This is a genomic window from Mycobacterium sp., from assembly GCF_049683935.1.
Taxonomy (GTDB): domain Bacteria; phylum Actinomycetota; class Actinomycetes; order Mycobacteriales; family Mycobacteriaceae; genus Mycobacterium.
Map to the genome: position 1 here is coordinate 25,684 of NZ_JBAUJR010000489.1, position 14,762 is coordinate 40,445.

A 14,762-nucleotide genomic window follows, 5' to 3' on the forward strand; every position below is an offset into this window, starting at 1 on the left:
TGGAGCCCGATGACCCGCTACGACTCGCTGCTGAAGGCCCTCGGTGACACCCCACTGGTCGGTCTCCAGCGGCTGTCCCCGTCGTGGAACGGGGGTGAGGACGGGTCGCCCCACGTCCGGTTGTGGGCCAAGCTCGAGGACCGCAACCCGACCGGGTCCATCAAGGACCGGCCCGCTCTGCGGATGATCGAGGACGCCGAACATGGCGGCCTGCTGCAGCCCGGCGCCACGATCCTGGAACCGACGAGCGGCAACACCGGGATCTCGCTGGCGATGGCCGCGCTGCTCAAGGGCTACCGGATGATCTGTGTGATGCCGGAGAACACCTCGATCGAGAGGCGTCAGCTGCTGGAGCTCTACGGTGCCCGGATCATCTATTCGCCGGCCGAAGGTGGCTCCAACACCGCGGTGGCGCGGGCCAAAGAGCTTGCCGCCGAGAATCCCTCGTGGGTGATGCTCTACCAGTACGGCAACCCCTCCAACGCCGCGGCGCACTACGACGGCACCGGACCCGAGCTACTCGCAGACCTGCCCGAGATCACCCACTTCGTCGCCGGCCTCGGCACCACGGGCACGTTGATGGGCACCGGGCGGTATCTGCGTGAGAAGGTGCCCGGCGTCCAGATCGTCGCGGCCGAACCCCGCTACGGCGAGGGCGTCTACGCGCTGCGCAACATCGACGAGGGCTTCATCCCCGAGCTCTACGACCCCGACGTGCTGACCACCCGGTTCGCCGTCGGCTCCTACGACGCGATCCGGCGCACCCGCGAGCTGGTCCAGACCGAAGGGATCTTCGCGGGCGTCTCCACCGGGGCGATCCTGCACGCCGCACTCGGTATGGCCGCGAAGGCGATGAAAGCCGGTGAGCGGGCAGACATCGCGTTCACCGTGTGTGATGCCGGATGGAAGTATCTGTCGACCGGTGCGTACACCGGTAGCCTGGATGATGCAGAGGACGCATTGGAAGGGCAACTATGGGCTTGACGGGCACCGGCGGATATCCGGGTATGGCCGGACCACCCGCGGGGTCTCAGAAGCGCCCGGTCTGGCTGGTCGGCGGTCTGACCATCGTGTCGTTCGTCGTATTGCTCTGGGTGATCGAGCTCTTCGACTCGCTGACCGGACATCGTCTGGACAGCAACGGAATTCGTCCCTTGGAAACCGATGGTCTGACAGGAATCCTGGTCGCGCCGCTGCTGCACTCGAACTGGGAGCACCTGATCGCCAACACGGGCCCGGCGCTCGTGCTCGGGTTCCTTATGACCCTGGCGGGCTTGTCCCGGTTCCTCTTCGCCACCGCGATCATCTGGGTTCTCGGTGGCGTCGGGACCTGGCTCATCGGCAACGTGGGCGCACCGACCTACAACGGTGTGGTGGTGGAGACCAACCACATCGGCGCGTCCGGTCTGATCTTCGGCTGGTTGACCTTCCTGATCGTCTTCGGGTTCTTCACCCGCAAGATCTGGGAGATCGTCGTCGGTGTCGTCGTGCTCTTCATCTACGGCAGCATCCTGCTCGGCGTACTACCGGGGACGTTCGGCGTCTCGTGGCAGGGCCACCTGTGCGGGGCCGTCGCCGGTGTGCTCGCCGCGCACCTGCTCTCCGGGCCGGAGCGAAAGACCCGGGCGTTGCGGCGCCCGGTCCGGCCGCCCTCCCTGGGTGCATGAATCCCGACGCGCTGCGGCCTGTCGGAATCTTCGACTCCGGTGTCGGCGGGCTCACGGTCGCGCGGGCCGTGATCGACCAATTGCCCGACGAGGAGATCATCTACGTCGGTGACACCGGCAACGGACCCTATGGGCCGCTGACCGTTCCCGAGATCCGGGCCCATGCCCTGACGATCGGCGACGACCTCGCAGCGCGGGGGGTCAAGGCGCTGGTGATCGCATGCAACACGGCGTCGTCGGCCTGCCTTCGCGACGCGCGGGAGCGCTACGCGCCCGTGCCTGTCATCGAGGTGATCCTGCCCGCGGTGCGGCGCGCGGTGCGATCCACCCGCAACGGCCGCGTCGGGGTCATCGGCACCGCCGCCACGATCGCCTCCGGCGCCTATCAGGACGCGTTCGCCGCGGCACGCGACATCGAGGTGTTCGCGGTGGCGTGCCCCCGGTTCGTCGACTTCGTCGAACGGGGGGTCACCAGCGGGCGGCAGGTGCTGGGTCTGGCCGAGGGGTATCTGGAACCCCTGCAGCGCGCCGAGGTGGACACGCTGGTGCTCGGCTGCACGCACTATCCGATGCTGTCCGGCCTCATCCAATTGGCGATGGGCGACAACGTGAGCCTGGTGTCCAGTGCCGAGGAAACCGCAAAGGACCTACTGCGGGTGCTGACGGAGAACGAGTTGCTGAGGCCGCATCCCGACGCCTCGGCACCGCCGCCGAAGCGGGTGTTCGAGGCCACCGGCGACCCCGAGGCGTTCATCGCTCTCGCCGCGCGGTTTCTCGGCCCCACCCTCGACGGGGTCCGGCCTGTTCAGCAACACCTGGGCACACGATCTTGATCTTCGCCGGCCAAAGCGGCGATGTTTTCGTCATGCCCATCGTGGGCATGGCAAGCTAGTGAGCGTGCGAATCACCGTACTGGGTTGCTCCGGCAGTGTGGTCGGGCCGGATTCGCCCGCATCGGGATATCTGGTGACAGCCCCCGATACCCCACCGCTGGTCCTGGACTTCGGCGGCGGGGTGCTCGGCGCGCTCCAGCGGTTCGCGGATCCCAACTCCGTGCACGTGCTGCTCTCCCATCTGCACGCCGATCACTGCCTGGATCTACCGGGGCTTTTTGTGTGGCGGCGTTACCACCCGTCGCCGGCGCCGGAGCGCGGGGTGCTCTACGGACCCGCCAATACCTGGGCGCGGCTGGGCTCGGCATCCTCGCCCGAAGGTGGCGAGATCGACGACTTCACCGACATCTTCGACATCCGGCACTGGGTGGACAATCAGCTCGTGGAAATCGGGTCGCTGACGGTGTTGCCGCGGCTGGTGTGCCACCCGACGGAGTCCTACGGCATGCGCATCACCGATCCGTCGGGCGCGACTCTCGTCTACAGCGGCGACACCGGCTACTGCGACGCTCTCATCGATCTGGCTCGAGGCGCCGATGTCTTCCTGTGCGAGGCATCCTGGACCCACTCGCCGTCCCGGCCGCCGAGGCTGCACCTGTCGGGCACCGAGGCGGGGCGCGCCGCCGCCCGCGCCGGTGTCGCCGAACTGCTACTGACCCACATCCCGCCGTGGACTTCCCGCGAGGACGTGATCAGCGAGGCCAAGGCCGAGTTCGACGGCCCGGTGCACGCGGTGGTGTGCAACGAGGCATTCGACGTCACGCGCCGCTGACCTCGAACGCTGCTCGAGGTGGTGTCTGGGGCACCCGCTAGTGTTGGCCCGTGTCCAGACGAGAAGACGGCAGACTCGACGACGAACTGCGCCCGGTCACGATCACCCGCGGCTTCACCTCCCACCCCGCAGGTTCGGTGCTGGTGGAGTTCGGCCAGACCCGGGTCATGTGCACCGCGAGCGTCACCGAGGGAGTGCCCCGGTGGCGCAAGGGTTCCGGCCAGGGCTGGCTGACCGCCGAGTACGCGATGCTGCCCGCCGCGACCCACGAACGTTCGGGTCGGGAGTCGGTGAAAGGGCGAGTCGGCGGTCGTACCCAGGAGATCAGCCGACTCGTCGGCCGATCTCTGCGCGCCTGCATCGACCTCGCCGCGCTGGGGGAGAACACCATCGCGATCGACTGCGACGTACTGCAGGCCGACGGTGGGACCCGCACCGCGGCGATCACCGGCGCCTATGTGGCGCTGTCCGACGCCGTGACCTACCTTGCCGCGGCGGGAAAGCTGTCGGACCCGCGTCCGCTGTCCTGCGCGATCGCGGCGGTGAGCGTCGGTGTGGTCGACGGCCGGATACGTGTCGACCTGCCCTACACCGAGGACTCCCGCGCCGAGGTGGACATGAACGTCGTGGCCACCGACACCGGCACGCTCGTCGAGATCCAGGGCACCGGAGAGGGTGCGACGTTCCCGCGGTCGACCCTGGACAAGATGCTCGACCTCGCGATGGCGTCCTGCGATCAGTTGTTCGACGTTCAGCGGCAGGCACTGGAACTGCCGTATCCCGGGGCGCTGCCCGAGTCGGGTGAACCCGCGAAGAAGGCGTTCGGAAGCTGACCGAACTACTGGTTGCCTCACGCAACCCGAAGAAGTTGGCCGAACTGCGCCGGGTGCTCGACACCGCGGGAGTGTCCGGCCTGACGCTGCTGTCCCTCGACGATGTCGCGCCGTTCGACGAGGCGCCGGAGACGGGGGCGACCTTCGAGGAGAACGCTCTGGCCAAGGCCCGCGACGCCTTTGCGGCCACCGGGATTCCCGCGGTGGCCGACGATTCCGGGTTGGAGGTCGACGCCCTCAACGGAATGCCGGGGGTGCTCAGCGCGCGGTGGTCGGGACGCCACGGCGACGATGCCGCCAACACCATGTTGCTTCTGGGGCAGCTCGCAGACGTCCCGGACGAGCGGCGCGGTGCAGCGTTCGTATCGGCATGTGCCCTGGTGTTCAGCCTCGCCGGCTCGGACAGCGCGGTGGTGCGGGGTGAATGGACCGGCAGCATCGTGCGCGAACCCCGTGGCGACGGGGGCTTCGGCTACGACCCGATATTTCTGCCCGACGGTTCGGAGAGGACCGCCGCCGAACTCAGTCCGGGGGAGAAGGACGCAGCGTCGCACCGGGGTCGTGCGCTGGCGGCGTTGCTTCCGGCGCTGCGGGGGCTCACCTCCGCCCGGTGAGGTCTGGTCAAACGATGTAGCGCCCACGCGGCCGGGATCGTCAGTGCCAGAGTCGCTGTGATCAGCCCCGGCATCGATCCGGTGAACAGCGGCCATCCCAGCACGAGGTGCATCACCAGTGCCATGGCCAGCGAGTGCAGCAAGAAGATCTCGTAGGAGATCTCGCCGAGCCACACCATCGGCCGGCTACCGAGGAATTGTTGGTATCCGCCACGGCTGCCGAGCGCCAGCGGAGCGACCGCCAAGGTGGCGATCGTGCCGTAGAGCAGCGACTTCGCCAACGGCACCCACACCGGGTCGGGACCGAGAATCGCGCCGCCGATCGGCGTCGACACCAGCAGGTACAGGGCCACCGCCAGCGGGATCGCGAGGCCCGCATGGCATCTCGCGCCGACGGCCTGCAGCACGGCGAGTGCCATGCCGCCGACGAACCAACCGATGTGGGCTGGCAACCACATGCCCGCAGAGTTGGGCAGCATGTCGGTGGTGGTGACGAGCAGGAGCCAGGCCGGGCCGATCGCAGCGAGCGCGGCAAGGCCGATCAGTGCCCGGCCGGGCCGCCATCGGCCCCCGCACAGCACCCGCAGGATCAGAAAGGCCAGTCCGGGGAGCACGGCGTAGAACGCGACCTCCACCGCCATGCTCCACATCTGAGACAGCCCGGGATGCAGCATCGTCGTCAGGTAGTCATCGGTGTAGATCTGCGAGAAGGTCAGATATCTGAGCAGGCCGTGCCAGGTCTGGCCGGGGGTGGGGCCCGGGGTGAAGACGGTGTACACGGAGAACGTGACCAGGACCACCACCACGTAGGCGGGAACCACTCGACGCACGCGGCGGCGGCCGTAACGGCTCAGCGACGGCGCTGCTCGACCCTGTGCTGCCGCCCGCACCCATGGCCGGAACAACAGGAATCCTGACAGCACGAAGAAAATCGCGACGCCGATCTCCATGCGTGCGTAGACCGCTCCGAGATAGCCGTGGTTGAGATACCCGGTGGCGAACGCCGCGTGGGTGAAGACGACCAGAAGCGCGGCGACAGCCCGAAGGCCGGTGAGGGCGGGAAGGCGGGAAGCGGTGGCGTCGGGGCTGACCGCCGGGGCAGCGCCGTGGCGCATCCCGGGGGTGGCTGACACCGCTCCGAGTTTACCGACCTCAGACGCCGAACTGCGCCTTGATCTTCTGGGTCTGGAAGTGCTCGACGACGATGCCGACCAGCGGGATCGTTCCGGCGAGCAGCACACCGACGGTCTTGGCGATCGGCCACCGGACCTTCACGGCGAGGTTGGCGGTGAACAACAGATAGACGAAGTAGACCCAGCCGTGCACCACCGCGATCCAGCCGAGCGAGTCGTCGCCGAACCCGTACTTCAACACCATTTCGTAGCAGAGGGCGATCAGCCAGATGCCTGTCGCCCAGGCGAGGACCCGGTAGCCGAGCAATGCTTTGCGGATGGTCTCGACGGGGGTGATGGGCGAGGGGGTGTCGGGTGCGGTCACCTACGGGTTCCTGTCATTCTCGGCTCATTCTCGAGTCATCGTTGCTGTTGTCGTCGCTGGTGGTGCTATCGGCTGCCGCCAGTTCGGCCAGGTAGGCGTTGTACTCACGCAGTGTCCTGTCGCCGTCGCCGTCGCCGTCGGCATCGGTGGTCGGCTTGGGTCGCTCGGGCAGCAACCCGGCGGGGATCTCGGTGACGGCATCGCGCGGATGGGCTTCCGGAGGCGCCTGCTCGTACCGGACGAACTTGAAGTAGGCGTAGACGCAGAATCCGGCGAACAGCGGCCACTGCAGGGCGTAACCGAGATTCTGGAAATTGCCCGACACCGATTCGAACCGGGTCCACTGCCACCACGCGAGGCCCAGGCAACCGCCTGCAGCGGCGATCACCAGCAGGATGAGCGCCGGCCTCCTACGCCGCGTAGTGGACACCAGCCAACGGTACCGCGCAGGCGATTGGCCGCATGAGCCGAGGACGAACTCCTCGGCACCGTGTCATCGAGGTCGATCTTCGAGCTGAGGTCGCCTTGCCGGGATTGGTACGATCACTCCCGTTGCGGGCGTGGCGGAAGGGAAGACGCGCGGTCTTTAGGTGTCCGTGTTCGAAAGAGCGTGGGGGTTCGAATCCCCCCGCCCGCACCACCGGTCGGCACTGCGGCCGGCAACTCCGCTCGGCCGTCGCCCGGTCGGCGTGAGCAGCGATCAGGCAGGAGCCTCGACCGGGATCTCGGTGGATTGAGAAAAGAAGCACAGAATGCTCGCGGTGAAACTGACCACTGCGAACACTCCGGCGAAGATCGCGATCAGGGTTTCGGCCATCCCCCAGCTCGCGAGCGCGAACGCCAGCGCGATGATCGCGGTGAAGATGAGGAAGAGGCCGGTGGTGGCGACGGTCTCGTTGAACGGATCGTCAGGGCTGGTGGTGCCTTCGGCCATGTCGGCCATCGGAATCTCCTCGTGGGCGTAGCAGCGTGATGCGGGTTTGTTACCCACCGGTACGCCGCTGAAAACCACCCATGGTCTCCGGTTGCGGAAATCACTCAGCGTTTGCGCACCGACAGACCGTTGCGCTCGGCGAGCGACCTCAGTTGCCTGAGCGCAAACTGGCGGTTCCGACCGCCCTGCGGCAGCACGATCCCGGCCCAGAGCCCCTCCGCACCAGGTGTTACGCATGCTTCCCGGGCGCACTGCCAGCGTCGGGGACACGCGCGGCACAGCGCCTTCGCGCCCTCGTCGGCGGTGGTGATCCATCGGTCGGGATCACGCGTGCACGGTGCCGTCCACGCTTGCTCTTCGATCGCCAGTGGATGCACAGACACCCTCCTCCCGTCGTTGGCAATACAGTTGTATCGTACTTACGATACAACTGTACTGTCGAATCGCGACGGGGGTGACGGTGACTACGGTGGCCAGTGTGAGGGCGAAACCGGTTCGGACCGGTGCGGAAGAACCGCGCAACGTCGAACGGATTCGCACCGCGGCCATGCGGTGTTTTGCGGAGAACGGAACGTCGGGCACGACATTGCGGGGCGTCGCGGCGGCCGCGGGGGTGTCGCTCGGTCTGGTGCAACACCACTTCGCGACGAAGGCGGGGCTGATCGAGGCTGTCGACGAGGACGTCGTGCGGCTGGTGATCACCCCTTTCGCCCAGCCGATCCCGGATGATGCCGAGGATTCGATCGCCGAGATCGGCCAGCGGGTGACTCAGATTTTCCTCGAACAGCCTGATGTCGCGGCTTACATCGGTCGTGCCCTCGTGGACGGCAGTCCGCTGGGTGCGACGATCTTCGACACCTTGTTCGCGCTGGGCCAGGCACGGTGGCAGCAGCGCGCCGACCGCGGCGAAACCCGGCCGGACATCGATCTGACGTGGGCGCCTCTCAACGGCATCGTGCTCGCGCTCGGTGTCGTCAGCTTGCGCACCCATATCAACCGGCACCTACCCGAGCCGTTCACCACACCCGCGCAACTGCAACGATGGCAGGCCGCCGTGGATTCGCTACTGCGCGAAGGGCTGTTCCGGCGACCAGACGGCGGATGAGTCAATCCGGTTGTCCGGCAACCCTTCTGCGGTACGCCGACGGTGTCTCGCCGCAGAACTGGGTGAACGCCCGGGTGAAGGAGCTGATGCTGTCGAATCCGACGGCGGTCGCGGTCTCCTGCACCGACTGCCTGGGTGCCGCGAGTAGGGCCATGGCGCGCAGCATGCGCGCGTGCAGCAGATACGTTCGCCAGGAGAGGCCGAGCTGTTCGGCGAACAGTCGCCGCAGCGTTCGCTCCGAGACCGACACCGCGCGGCTGACCTGCTCGCAGGACACGGTGTCGAGATGTTGTTTCGTGTAGTCCATCGCCGCTGCGACGATCGGGTGCGCTGAGGTCGGAAGGCTCAGCGGCGCCTCGTGCTCGAGTGCTTCACAGACCAGGGCGGCCAGGGTGCGGAAGAACCCATCGGAGAGCTCGTCACCGCGGGCGCGATCGATCGGCCAGCGCAGCGCGTAGATCATCATCTCCCGGATCAGCGGGGACACCGCCAGGATTCGGGCGCGGTCGCCACCGTCGGCGATCAGCGTCCGGTCGAACATCACCGCGACGGTTTTCACGTCGGGGTTCATCACCGCCTGGTGCTCCAGGCCCGCCGGGATCCACGCCGCCTGCTGGGGCGGCAGCAGGTAGTGCGCCGAATCGGTCTCCACCTCGACCACCCCGTGCAGCGCGTACTCGATCTGATGCACCTCGTGGGAGTGCCAGCCGGTGATCAACGCATCACCTTCGTAGAGATAGCTGCCACCCAGCGCGGACCCGCCCCGCCGCAGCTCGATGACCCGACGATGTCCCTGCGCAGGCGTGGACAGCAGGTTGGCCGATTCGGACAAGAGTTTGTCCGAAGACGCAGAGGCGGTCACGTCTACACACGGTACTAGTGGAGATATGAAAACCGACGACCTGATTCTGGTGAGCATCGACGACCACGTGGTGGAGCCGCCGGACATGTTCCTCAATCACGTGCCGGCCAAGTACAAGTCGGAGGCGCCGATCGTCGTCACCGACGACAAGGGCGTCGACCAGTGGATGTATCAGGGCAGGCCGCAGGGCGTCAGTGGGCTGAACGCGGTGGTGTCGTGGCCGCCGGAGGAGTGGGGCCGTGACCCTGCCGGTTTCGCCGAGATGCGTCCGGGCGTCTACGACGTCCACGAGCGCGTCCGGGACATGAATCGCAACGGCATCCTCGCGTCGATGTGCTTCCCGACCTTCACTGGTTTCTCGGCGCGCCACCTCAACATGCACCGGGAGGACGTCACGCTGGTCATGGTGTCGGCCTACAACGACTGGCACATCGACGAGTGGGCCGGGTCCTACCCGGACCGCTTCATCCCGATCGCCGTGCTTCCGACCTGGAACGTCGAGGCGATGTGCGCGGAGATCCGCCGTGTTGCGGCCAAGGGGTGCCACGCGGTGACGATGCCGGAACTGCCACACCTCGAGGGCCTGCCGAGCTACCACGACGACGAGTACTGGGGCCCGGTGTTCCGGACGCTGTCGGAGGAGAATGTGGTGATGTGCCTGCACATCGGCACCGGTTTCGGCGCGATCAGCATGGCGCCCAACGCACCTATCGACAACCTCATCATCCTGGCCACCCAGGTGTCGGCGATGTGTGCCCAGGATCTGCTGTGGGGCCCGGCGATGCGCAACTATCCCGACCTGAAGTTCGCCTTCTCCGAGGGCGGCATCGGGTGGATCCCGTTCTATCTCGATCGCAGCGACCGGCACTACACGAACCAGAAATGGCTGCGCCGCGATTTCGGCGACAAGTTGCCCAGCGACGTCTTCCGCGAGCACTCGCTGGCCTGTTATGTCACCGACAAGACCTCGCTGAAGCTGCGCCACGAGATCGGCATCGACATCATCGCCTGGGAGTGCGACTACCCGCACTCGGACTGCTTCTGGCCCGATGCGCCGGAGAAGGTGCTCGCCGAACTCGACGCCGCCGGTGCCGACGACAGTGACATCAACAAGATCACCTGGCAGAACTCGTCCCGCTTCTTCGGCTGGGACCCGTTCGCCCGCACCGCGCGCGACCAGGCGACCGTCGGTGCGCTGCGCGCCAAGGCCACCGACGTCGACGTGTCGATCCGGCCGCGCGCGGAGTGGGCGCGCCTCTACGACGAGAAGCAGTTCGCCCGCACCTGAGTCAGCTGAAGCGGGCCCGCAGGGCGCGCAGCGGCGAGCGCCGGGACGACGCACCCGGTGGCCGCCGGGTCGCGTACGGCCACGGCGCGTTGCGCTCGGGAACCGATTCGGTACGAACGTACTTGAGTTGAGCGCGCAGGTGGGCGCGTAGCTCGTGCAGTTCGGGGTCATCCCAGCGGTTCCGTGCTTCGACGGGGTCGGCGGTCAGATCGTAGAGCTCCCACTGGTCGTCGAGCGGGTCGCTGCGGTACACCGGCCCGCCCATCCCGTCGGCGGCGAGATGGCGCACGCCCGGTTCGGTCCAGGTGCCCGGGTCGTCGAATGACCGGACCAGCTTCCACAGATGTCCCGCGGCACCGGGTGCGGCCGAGTCGTCGACCCGCACCACCAGCCCTTCGAAGTTGGCCGCGGTGTGCGCCGGAATCCGGATGCGTAGTGGGGCAGGAGGATTGGCTGTCAGCTTCAACGCACGGGCGGCTCCCGAGGCGCCGGTGTCACCTTCGAGTACGTTGTCGCGGGTCATCAGATAGACAGCGCGATCCTCGTCGGCCGCTGCACCGTCGACGACCGGCATGAGATCGCGCCCCGGCAGGGGGTGCACTTCGGAGAACGACTCCGCCAGCGCGGTCGACACCGCAGCGATGTCGACACCGGCCGCTGCGAGCAGCGTGGGCACTAGGTCGACGTGGGAGGTCGGCGCGCTGACCGTGCCCGCCCGGGTCGGATGGGAACCGATCCTGGCGATGACGAACGGCACCCGGGTCGCCTCGTCGTAGAGGTTGAACCACTTCTGGTGCAGTCCGCCGTGCGCACCGAGCAGGTCGCCGTGGTCGGCGGTGCGCACCAGCACCGTGTCGTCGGCGCCGTCGGAAGATCCGCCCTCGGTGACGGCACGGCGCACCCGGTCGATCGGAGTGTCGACCTCGGCGTGCAACCGGTAGTAGAGGTCTCGGTATTGCTGAGCATTGTGTCGATAGGTCCGCTCGACGACGCGTGCCGGACCGTAGCCGGAATAGTAGGACTCGCGAAAGGCGATCTGGGCGGCCGGTTTTGTGGACAGGTCCTCGTCAGCAGTGGGCGCGGGCGGGACATGGGGCGGGTCGAGCGGTGACGATTTCACCGGGTTGCGGCGGACCCAGCCAGGGAACAGCACGATGTCGTGTGGGTTGACGAAGCTGGCGACCAGAAGGAATGGGCGAAGCGCAGCGGTGTCTCCGGCGCGGCGCCGCGCGTAGCGGTCCTCGAGCCAAGCGACCACACGATCAGCGATCAGTGGGTCGCGGCGGATGCCGGCATTGGAGAGGCTGGCGCCGTGTGGTTCCGGGCCAACCCACCCCGAAAAGCCGTACGGTGCAAGGGGATCAGCGTCCAGGTAGCGCTTCACCGCATCGGGATCGATGACCCCGTTGTCATCGTTGCTGGCCAGTGCCTGGCCGGTGGCGGGGTCGATCAGGTCGGCATGGGAGATGTGCCACTTGCCGTCGTAGTGGGTGTCGTAGCCCGCCGCCCGGAACCAGTTGCCCAGAGTGGGGACCTCGCCGCGGCGCAGCCAGCGCAACCGGGAGTCGTCGTGGGACTTGCCGAGGCCGTCGGTCTGGGTGACACCGTGCAGGTCCGGGTAGTGGCCGGTGAAGATCGTCGGGCGGCTCGGCACGCAGGCCAGTGAACCGGTGTAGTGGCGAACAAAGCTGACCCCGTGCTCGTCGAACCACCTTCTGCCGGGCAGCGTTCGGTCACGCCAGGCGCGGACCGAATCGGTTTCGTACGGCGGCGCCGCACGCTCCTCGTCGGTCATCACGATCACGATGTCCGGTTTCTCGGCGCTCATGTCTTCTCCTCACAGTGCCTGGCCAGCGAGCCCAGCAATGCCTCGGATCTCCGTGCGACCAGTCGGGCGCCGGCACGCTCGAGCAGTGGGCGCAGTAAACGGGAATTCATCCGGACGGTGCTGGTGAGCGTCACGGTAGTCCGGCTCTCCCCGTCGGGCGCCAGATTCCAGCGGTTCGCCGCCGACATCGACCGCGGGACGCCCCCGATGTCGTAGGCGAGCAGCCGGGGTGGGGCGAACGCGGTGATCGTCTCGACAAGCGTGTCCCGGCCGACCTGTACCCGACGGGTCAGGCCGAGAGGGTCGGCGTCCTCGCCGGAGTTGATCACGCAGGAGTGGTCGACACCGTCTGCCCATACGCTGAGCGCGCCGAAGTCCGCCAGCACCTCCCAGATGGCCTCGGGTTCGGCTGCGATCGTTCGGGAGCGGCTGACGTCGGCCATCACCCCATCCAACGCGGCCGGGGGCCGCCGCGCCACATCATGTCGTCCGGATGCCGCCCAGCACGGTACGGGTGATCGACTCGGCGCGGCCGCGCGGGAATGACCGGCCTTCACTGAGGATGGCGTAGACGATGCCCCCGACGATGGCGTCCGAGGCATCCTGAGCGGCCGCCGGGTCGAGTCCTTCGGCAGACAGCCGGCTCCGTACGGTGTCGTGCAGCGGGGTGCTGAAGCCCGCGCGCAGGCGGTCCGCGGTGTCGGCGTGCTCCATGCCGGCCGTGGTCAGGATCCGAAGCATGGCATTGCCGCGGGCGGTCGTCAGCGTCGCGGCGAGGTTCACCGCCCACGTGCAGATGTCGCGCGTGACGTCGCCGGTCGGGGCGATCGGTCGCAGGATCTTGTCGGCGTCTTCGAGGATGACGTCGGCGACCAGCGCATGCCTGCTGGGCCACCAGCGGTAGATCGTCTGCTTCCCCACGCCGGCACGGGCCGCCACCGCCTCGATGCTGAGCTTGTCGAAGCCGCGTTCCAGCAGTAGCTCCCGGGTGGCGACGACGATGGCTGTGCGTGACTTCTCGCTGCGCCGACGGGGCGCAGCGAGGTGGGTGGCCATCAGCGGTCCACCGGCTTTACACGCTGGGACATCGCCCGTAGTCTGCCACAAGACGAGACGTTGCGTCTCGTGAATTCGCGGAGGATCAAAGCTGGTGTTCTGGTGATGGCGGCAACGAAGCTGGTGATCGGGGCCAGCGGATTCCTCGGTTCGCACGTCACCAGTCAACTGGTGGACCGTGGTGACGACGTGCGCGTGATGATCCGCGACACGAGTTCGACGCGCGGCATCGATGGGCTTCCCGTCGACGTGCGTCGCGGGGACGTCTTCGACACCGAGTCGCTGCGCGCCGCGATGGACGGATGCGACGTCGTCTACTACTGCGTCGTCGACGCGCGCCCGTGGTTACGCGACACCGCACCGTTGTGGCGGACGAACGTGGACGGTCTGCGCAACGTGCTCGACGTCGCGCTCGAAGCGGACCTGACGCGTTTCGTGTTCACCAGTTCGATCGGCACCATCGGCCGCTCGGATGGTGGCGTGGCAGACGAGGGCACCGCCCACAACTGGCTCGACGTCGGCGGCGATTACATCCGATCCCGGGTGGCGGCCGAGGACATGGTGCTGCGGTACAGCGCCGAGAAGGGCCTGCCCGCGGTGGCGATGTGTGTGGCGAACACCTTCGGCCCGGGGGACTGGTTGCCGACACCGCACGGGGGTCTGCTCGCCGCTGCGGTCGGTGGCAAGCTGCCGTTCAACATCGACGGGTACGAAGCGGAGGTGGTCGGCATCGAGGACGCCGCAGCGGCATTGATCCTCGCTGGTGAGCGTGGACGCACCGGCGAACGCTACATCGTCTCGGAGCGATTCATGAGCACCCGCGAGATCCATCAGATCGCCTGTGACGCTGTCGGTGTCACGCCTCCGAAGCGCGGGGTGCCGATCAAGGTGATGTCTGCGGCGGGTCATGTCAGCAGTTTGGTCGCCCGCCTGCGGGGCAAGGACACCAAACTGACGCCCCTGAACATCCGCCTGATGCACATCATGACACCACTGGATCACTCCAAGGCCGTCCGCGAACTGGGGTGGCGACCGCGGCCGACATCAGAGTCGATCGTGGCCGCCGCACACTTCTTTCGCAACGGGCGCCGCGGGGCCGTAACCGCTGAGGACCCGCGATGACCATCGGACTCACCCCCGAACAGCAGCAGTTGGCCGACGCCGTAGGCCAGTTCGCGGCACGGCATGCGCCGATCGAGAAAACGCGAAGCTCATTCGAGACGCTCGCTGCCGGCGAACTCCCGCAGTGGTGGGATGACTTCGTCGTCAACGGGTTTCACGCGGTGCACCTTCCCGAGGAAGTCGGGGGACAGGGTGGCACGCTGATGGACACGGCCTGTGTGGTGGAGGCAGCCGCGACCGCGCTGCTGCCGGGGCCGGTGCTGCCGACCGTGCTGGCCGTCGCGGCTGTGC

The 14,762-nt window shown here is 67.4% G+C and carries 18 protein-coding genes, 1 tRNA gene and 1 pseudogene; 11 read left to right on the top strand and 9 right to left on the bottom strand.

Features of this window, described 5'->3' with window-relative positions; translation table 11 throughout:
• Positions 1-9 precede the first annotated feature (9 nt).
• From WA965_RS28000 to rdgB, 6 genes are read left to right on the top strand one after another with little or no spacing between them, the layout of a single operon-like run.
• A complete protein-coding gene (locus WA965_RS28000) occupies positions 10-984 on the top strand; it encodes a cysteine synthase (protein ID WP_526302853.1) in 975 nt (324 codons plus the stop codon).
• Positions 975-1,667, top strand: a complete 693-nt coding sequence (locus tag WA965_RS28005; RefSeq protein WP_526302854.1) for a rhomboid family intramembrane serine protease — start codon at positions 975-977, stop codon at positions 1,665-1,667. Before WA965_RS28000 ends, WA965_RS28005 begins: the two co-directional genes overlap by 10 nt.
• Positions 1,664-2,500, top strand: a complete 837-nt coding sequence (gene murI, locus WA965_RS28010) for a glutamate racemase (protein ID WP_526302855.1) — start codon at positions 1,664-1,666, stop codon at positions 2,498-2,500. The genes WA965_RS28005 and murI overlap by 4 nt, the downstream gene beginning before the upstream one ends.
• Before the next feature lie 58 nt (positions 2,501-2,558).
• A complete protein-coding gene (locus WA965_RS28015; RefSeq protein WP_526302856.1) occupies positions 2,559-3,332 on the top strand; it encodes a cyclic nucleotide-degrading phosphodiesterase in 774 nt (257 codons plus the stop codon).
• A 50-nt stretch (positions 3,333-3,382) separates the two neighbouring features.
• Positions 3,383-4,165 (top strand): ribonuclease PH, encoded by a 783-nt coding sequence (rph, locus tag WA965_RS28020; RefSeq protein WP_526302857.1) that lies wholly within the window; start codon positions 3,383-3,385, stop codon positions 4,163-4,165.
• Entirely contained in the window at positions 4,162-4,779 is a 618-nt protein-coding gene (rdgB, locus tag WA965_RS28025) for an RdgB/HAM1 family non-canonical purine NTP pyrophosphatase (RefSeq protein WP_526302866.1), read from the top strand. The genes rph and rdgB overlap by 4 nt, the downstream gene beginning before the upstream one ends.
• On the opposite strand, the pseudogene WA965_RS28030 reads toward rdgB, so the two are convergent.
• The 3 genes and pseudogenes from WA965_RS28030 to WA965_RS28040 form a co-directional block, all read right to left on the bottom strand.
• A pseudogene (locus WA965_RS28030) lies at positions 4,740-5,894 on the bottom strand (acyltransferase family protein); the annotation flags it as partial. The gene rdgB and the pseudogene WA965_RS28030 sit on opposite strands and share 40 nt — an antisense overlap.
• Before the next feature lie 37 nt (positions 5,895-5,931).
• The gene (locus WA965_RS28035) at positions 5,932-6,276 is read right to left on the bottom strand and encodes a DUF3817 domain-containing protein (protein WP_526302858.1); all 345 of its coding nucleotides are present in this window, start codon (positions 6,274-6,276) and stop codon (positions 5,932-5,934) included.
• A gap of 13 nt (positions 6,277-6,289) precedes the next feature.
• A complete protein-coding gene (locus WA965_RS28040; RefSeq protein ID WP_526302859.1) occupies positions 6,290-6,706 on the bottom strand; it encodes a hypothetical protein in 417 nt (138 codons plus the stop codon).
• 124 nt (positions 6,707-6,830) lie between these two features.
• Between WA965_RS28040 and WA965_RS28045 the strand changes: the two genes are divergently transcribed.
• Positions 6,831-6,916, top strand: a tRNA-Leu gene (locus tag WA965_RS28045).
• Positions 6,917-6,976: 60 nt separating this feature from the next.
• Here the strand turns inward: WA965_RS28045 and WA965_RS28050 are convergent.
• Together WA965_RS28050 and WA965_RS28055 are read right to left on the bottom strand one after the other, a co-directional pair.
• Positions 6,977-7,267 (bottom strand): hypothetical protein, encoded by a 291-nt coding sequence (locus tag WA965_RS28050; protein ID WP_526302860.1) that lies wholly within the window; start codon positions 7,265-7,267, stop codon positions 6,977-6,979.
• A 47-nt stretch (positions 7,268-7,314) separates the two neighbouring features.
• The gene (locus WA965_RS28055) at positions 7,315-7,587 is read right to left on the bottom strand and encodes a WhiB family transcriptional regulator (protein WP_526302861.1); all 273 of its coding nucleotides are present in this window, start codon (positions 7,585-7,587) and stop codon (positions 7,315-7,317) included.
• Positions 7,588-7,679: 92 nt separating this feature from the next.
• Here WA965_RS28055 and WA965_RS28060 point away from each other — a divergent pair, with 92 nt between their 5' ends.
• Positions 7,680-8,315, top strand: a complete 636-nt coding sequence (locus tag WA965_RS28060) for a TetR/AcrR family transcriptional regulator (protein ID WP_526302862.1) — start codon at positions 7,680-7,682, stop codon at positions 8,313-8,315.
• A 1-nt stretch (position 8,316) separates the two neighbouring features.
• On the opposite strand, the gene WA965_RS28065 is transcribed toward WA965_RS28060, so the two are convergent.
• A complete protein-coding gene (locus WA965_RS28065) occupies positions 8,317-9,177 on the bottom strand; it encodes an AraC family transcriptional regulator (protein WP_526302863.1) in 861 nt (286 codons plus the stop codon).
• 25 nt (positions 9,178-9,202) lie between these two features.
• Between WA965_RS28065 and WA965_RS28070 the strand changes: the two genes are divergently transcribed.
• Entirely contained in the window at positions 9,203-10,465 is a 1,263-nt protein-coding gene (locus tag WA965_RS28070; RefSeq protein ID WP_178357171.1) for an amidohydrolase family protein, read from the top strand.
• 1 nt (position 10,466) lies between these two features.
• Here the strand turns inward: WA965_RS28070 and WA965_RS28075 are convergent, their stop codons facing one another.
• From WA965_RS28075 to WA965_RS28085, 3 genes are read right to left on the bottom strand one after another with little or no spacing between them, the layout of a single operon-like run.
• Positions 10,467-12,293: a sulfatase-like hydrolase/transferase gene (locus tag WA965_RS28075; protein ID WP_526448256.1), complete on the bottom strand. Its 1,827-nt coding sequence runs from the start codon at positions 12,291-12,293 to the stop codon at positions 10,467-10,469.
• Entirely contained in the window at positions 12,290-12,736 is a 447-nt protein-coding gene (locus tag WA965_RS28080) for an SRPBCC family protein (RefSeq protein ID WP_526296761.1), read from the bottom strand. The genes WA965_RS28075 and WA965_RS28080 overlap by 4 nt, the downstream gene beginning before the upstream one ends.
• 37 nt (positions 12,737-12,773) lie before the next feature.
• On the bottom strand, positions 12,774-13,349 hold the full coding sequence (locus WA965_RS28085; protein ID WP_526296763.1) for a TetR/AcrR family transcriptional regulator: 576 nt from the start codon (positions 13,347-13,349) through the stop codon (positions 12,774-12,776).
• A 105-nt stretch (positions 13,350-13,454) separates the two neighbouring features.
• Between WA965_RS28085 and WA965_RS28090 the strand changes: the two genes are divergently transcribed.
• Both WA965_RS28090 and WA965_RS28095 read left to right on the top strand, forming a co-directional pair.
• Complete coding sequence (locus WA965_RS28090; protein WP_526296765.1) at positions 13,455-14,471, top strand: NAD-dependent epimerase/dehydratase family protein; 1,017 nt, start codon at positions 13,455-13,457, stop codon at positions 14,469-14,471.
• Positions 14,468-14,762: acyl-CoA dehydrogenase family protein (locus WA965_RS28095; RefSeq protein ID WP_526448257.1), on the top strand; the 295-nt coding region annotated here is incomplete at its 3' end. The genes WA965_RS28090 and WA965_RS28095, both read left to right, overlap by 4 nt.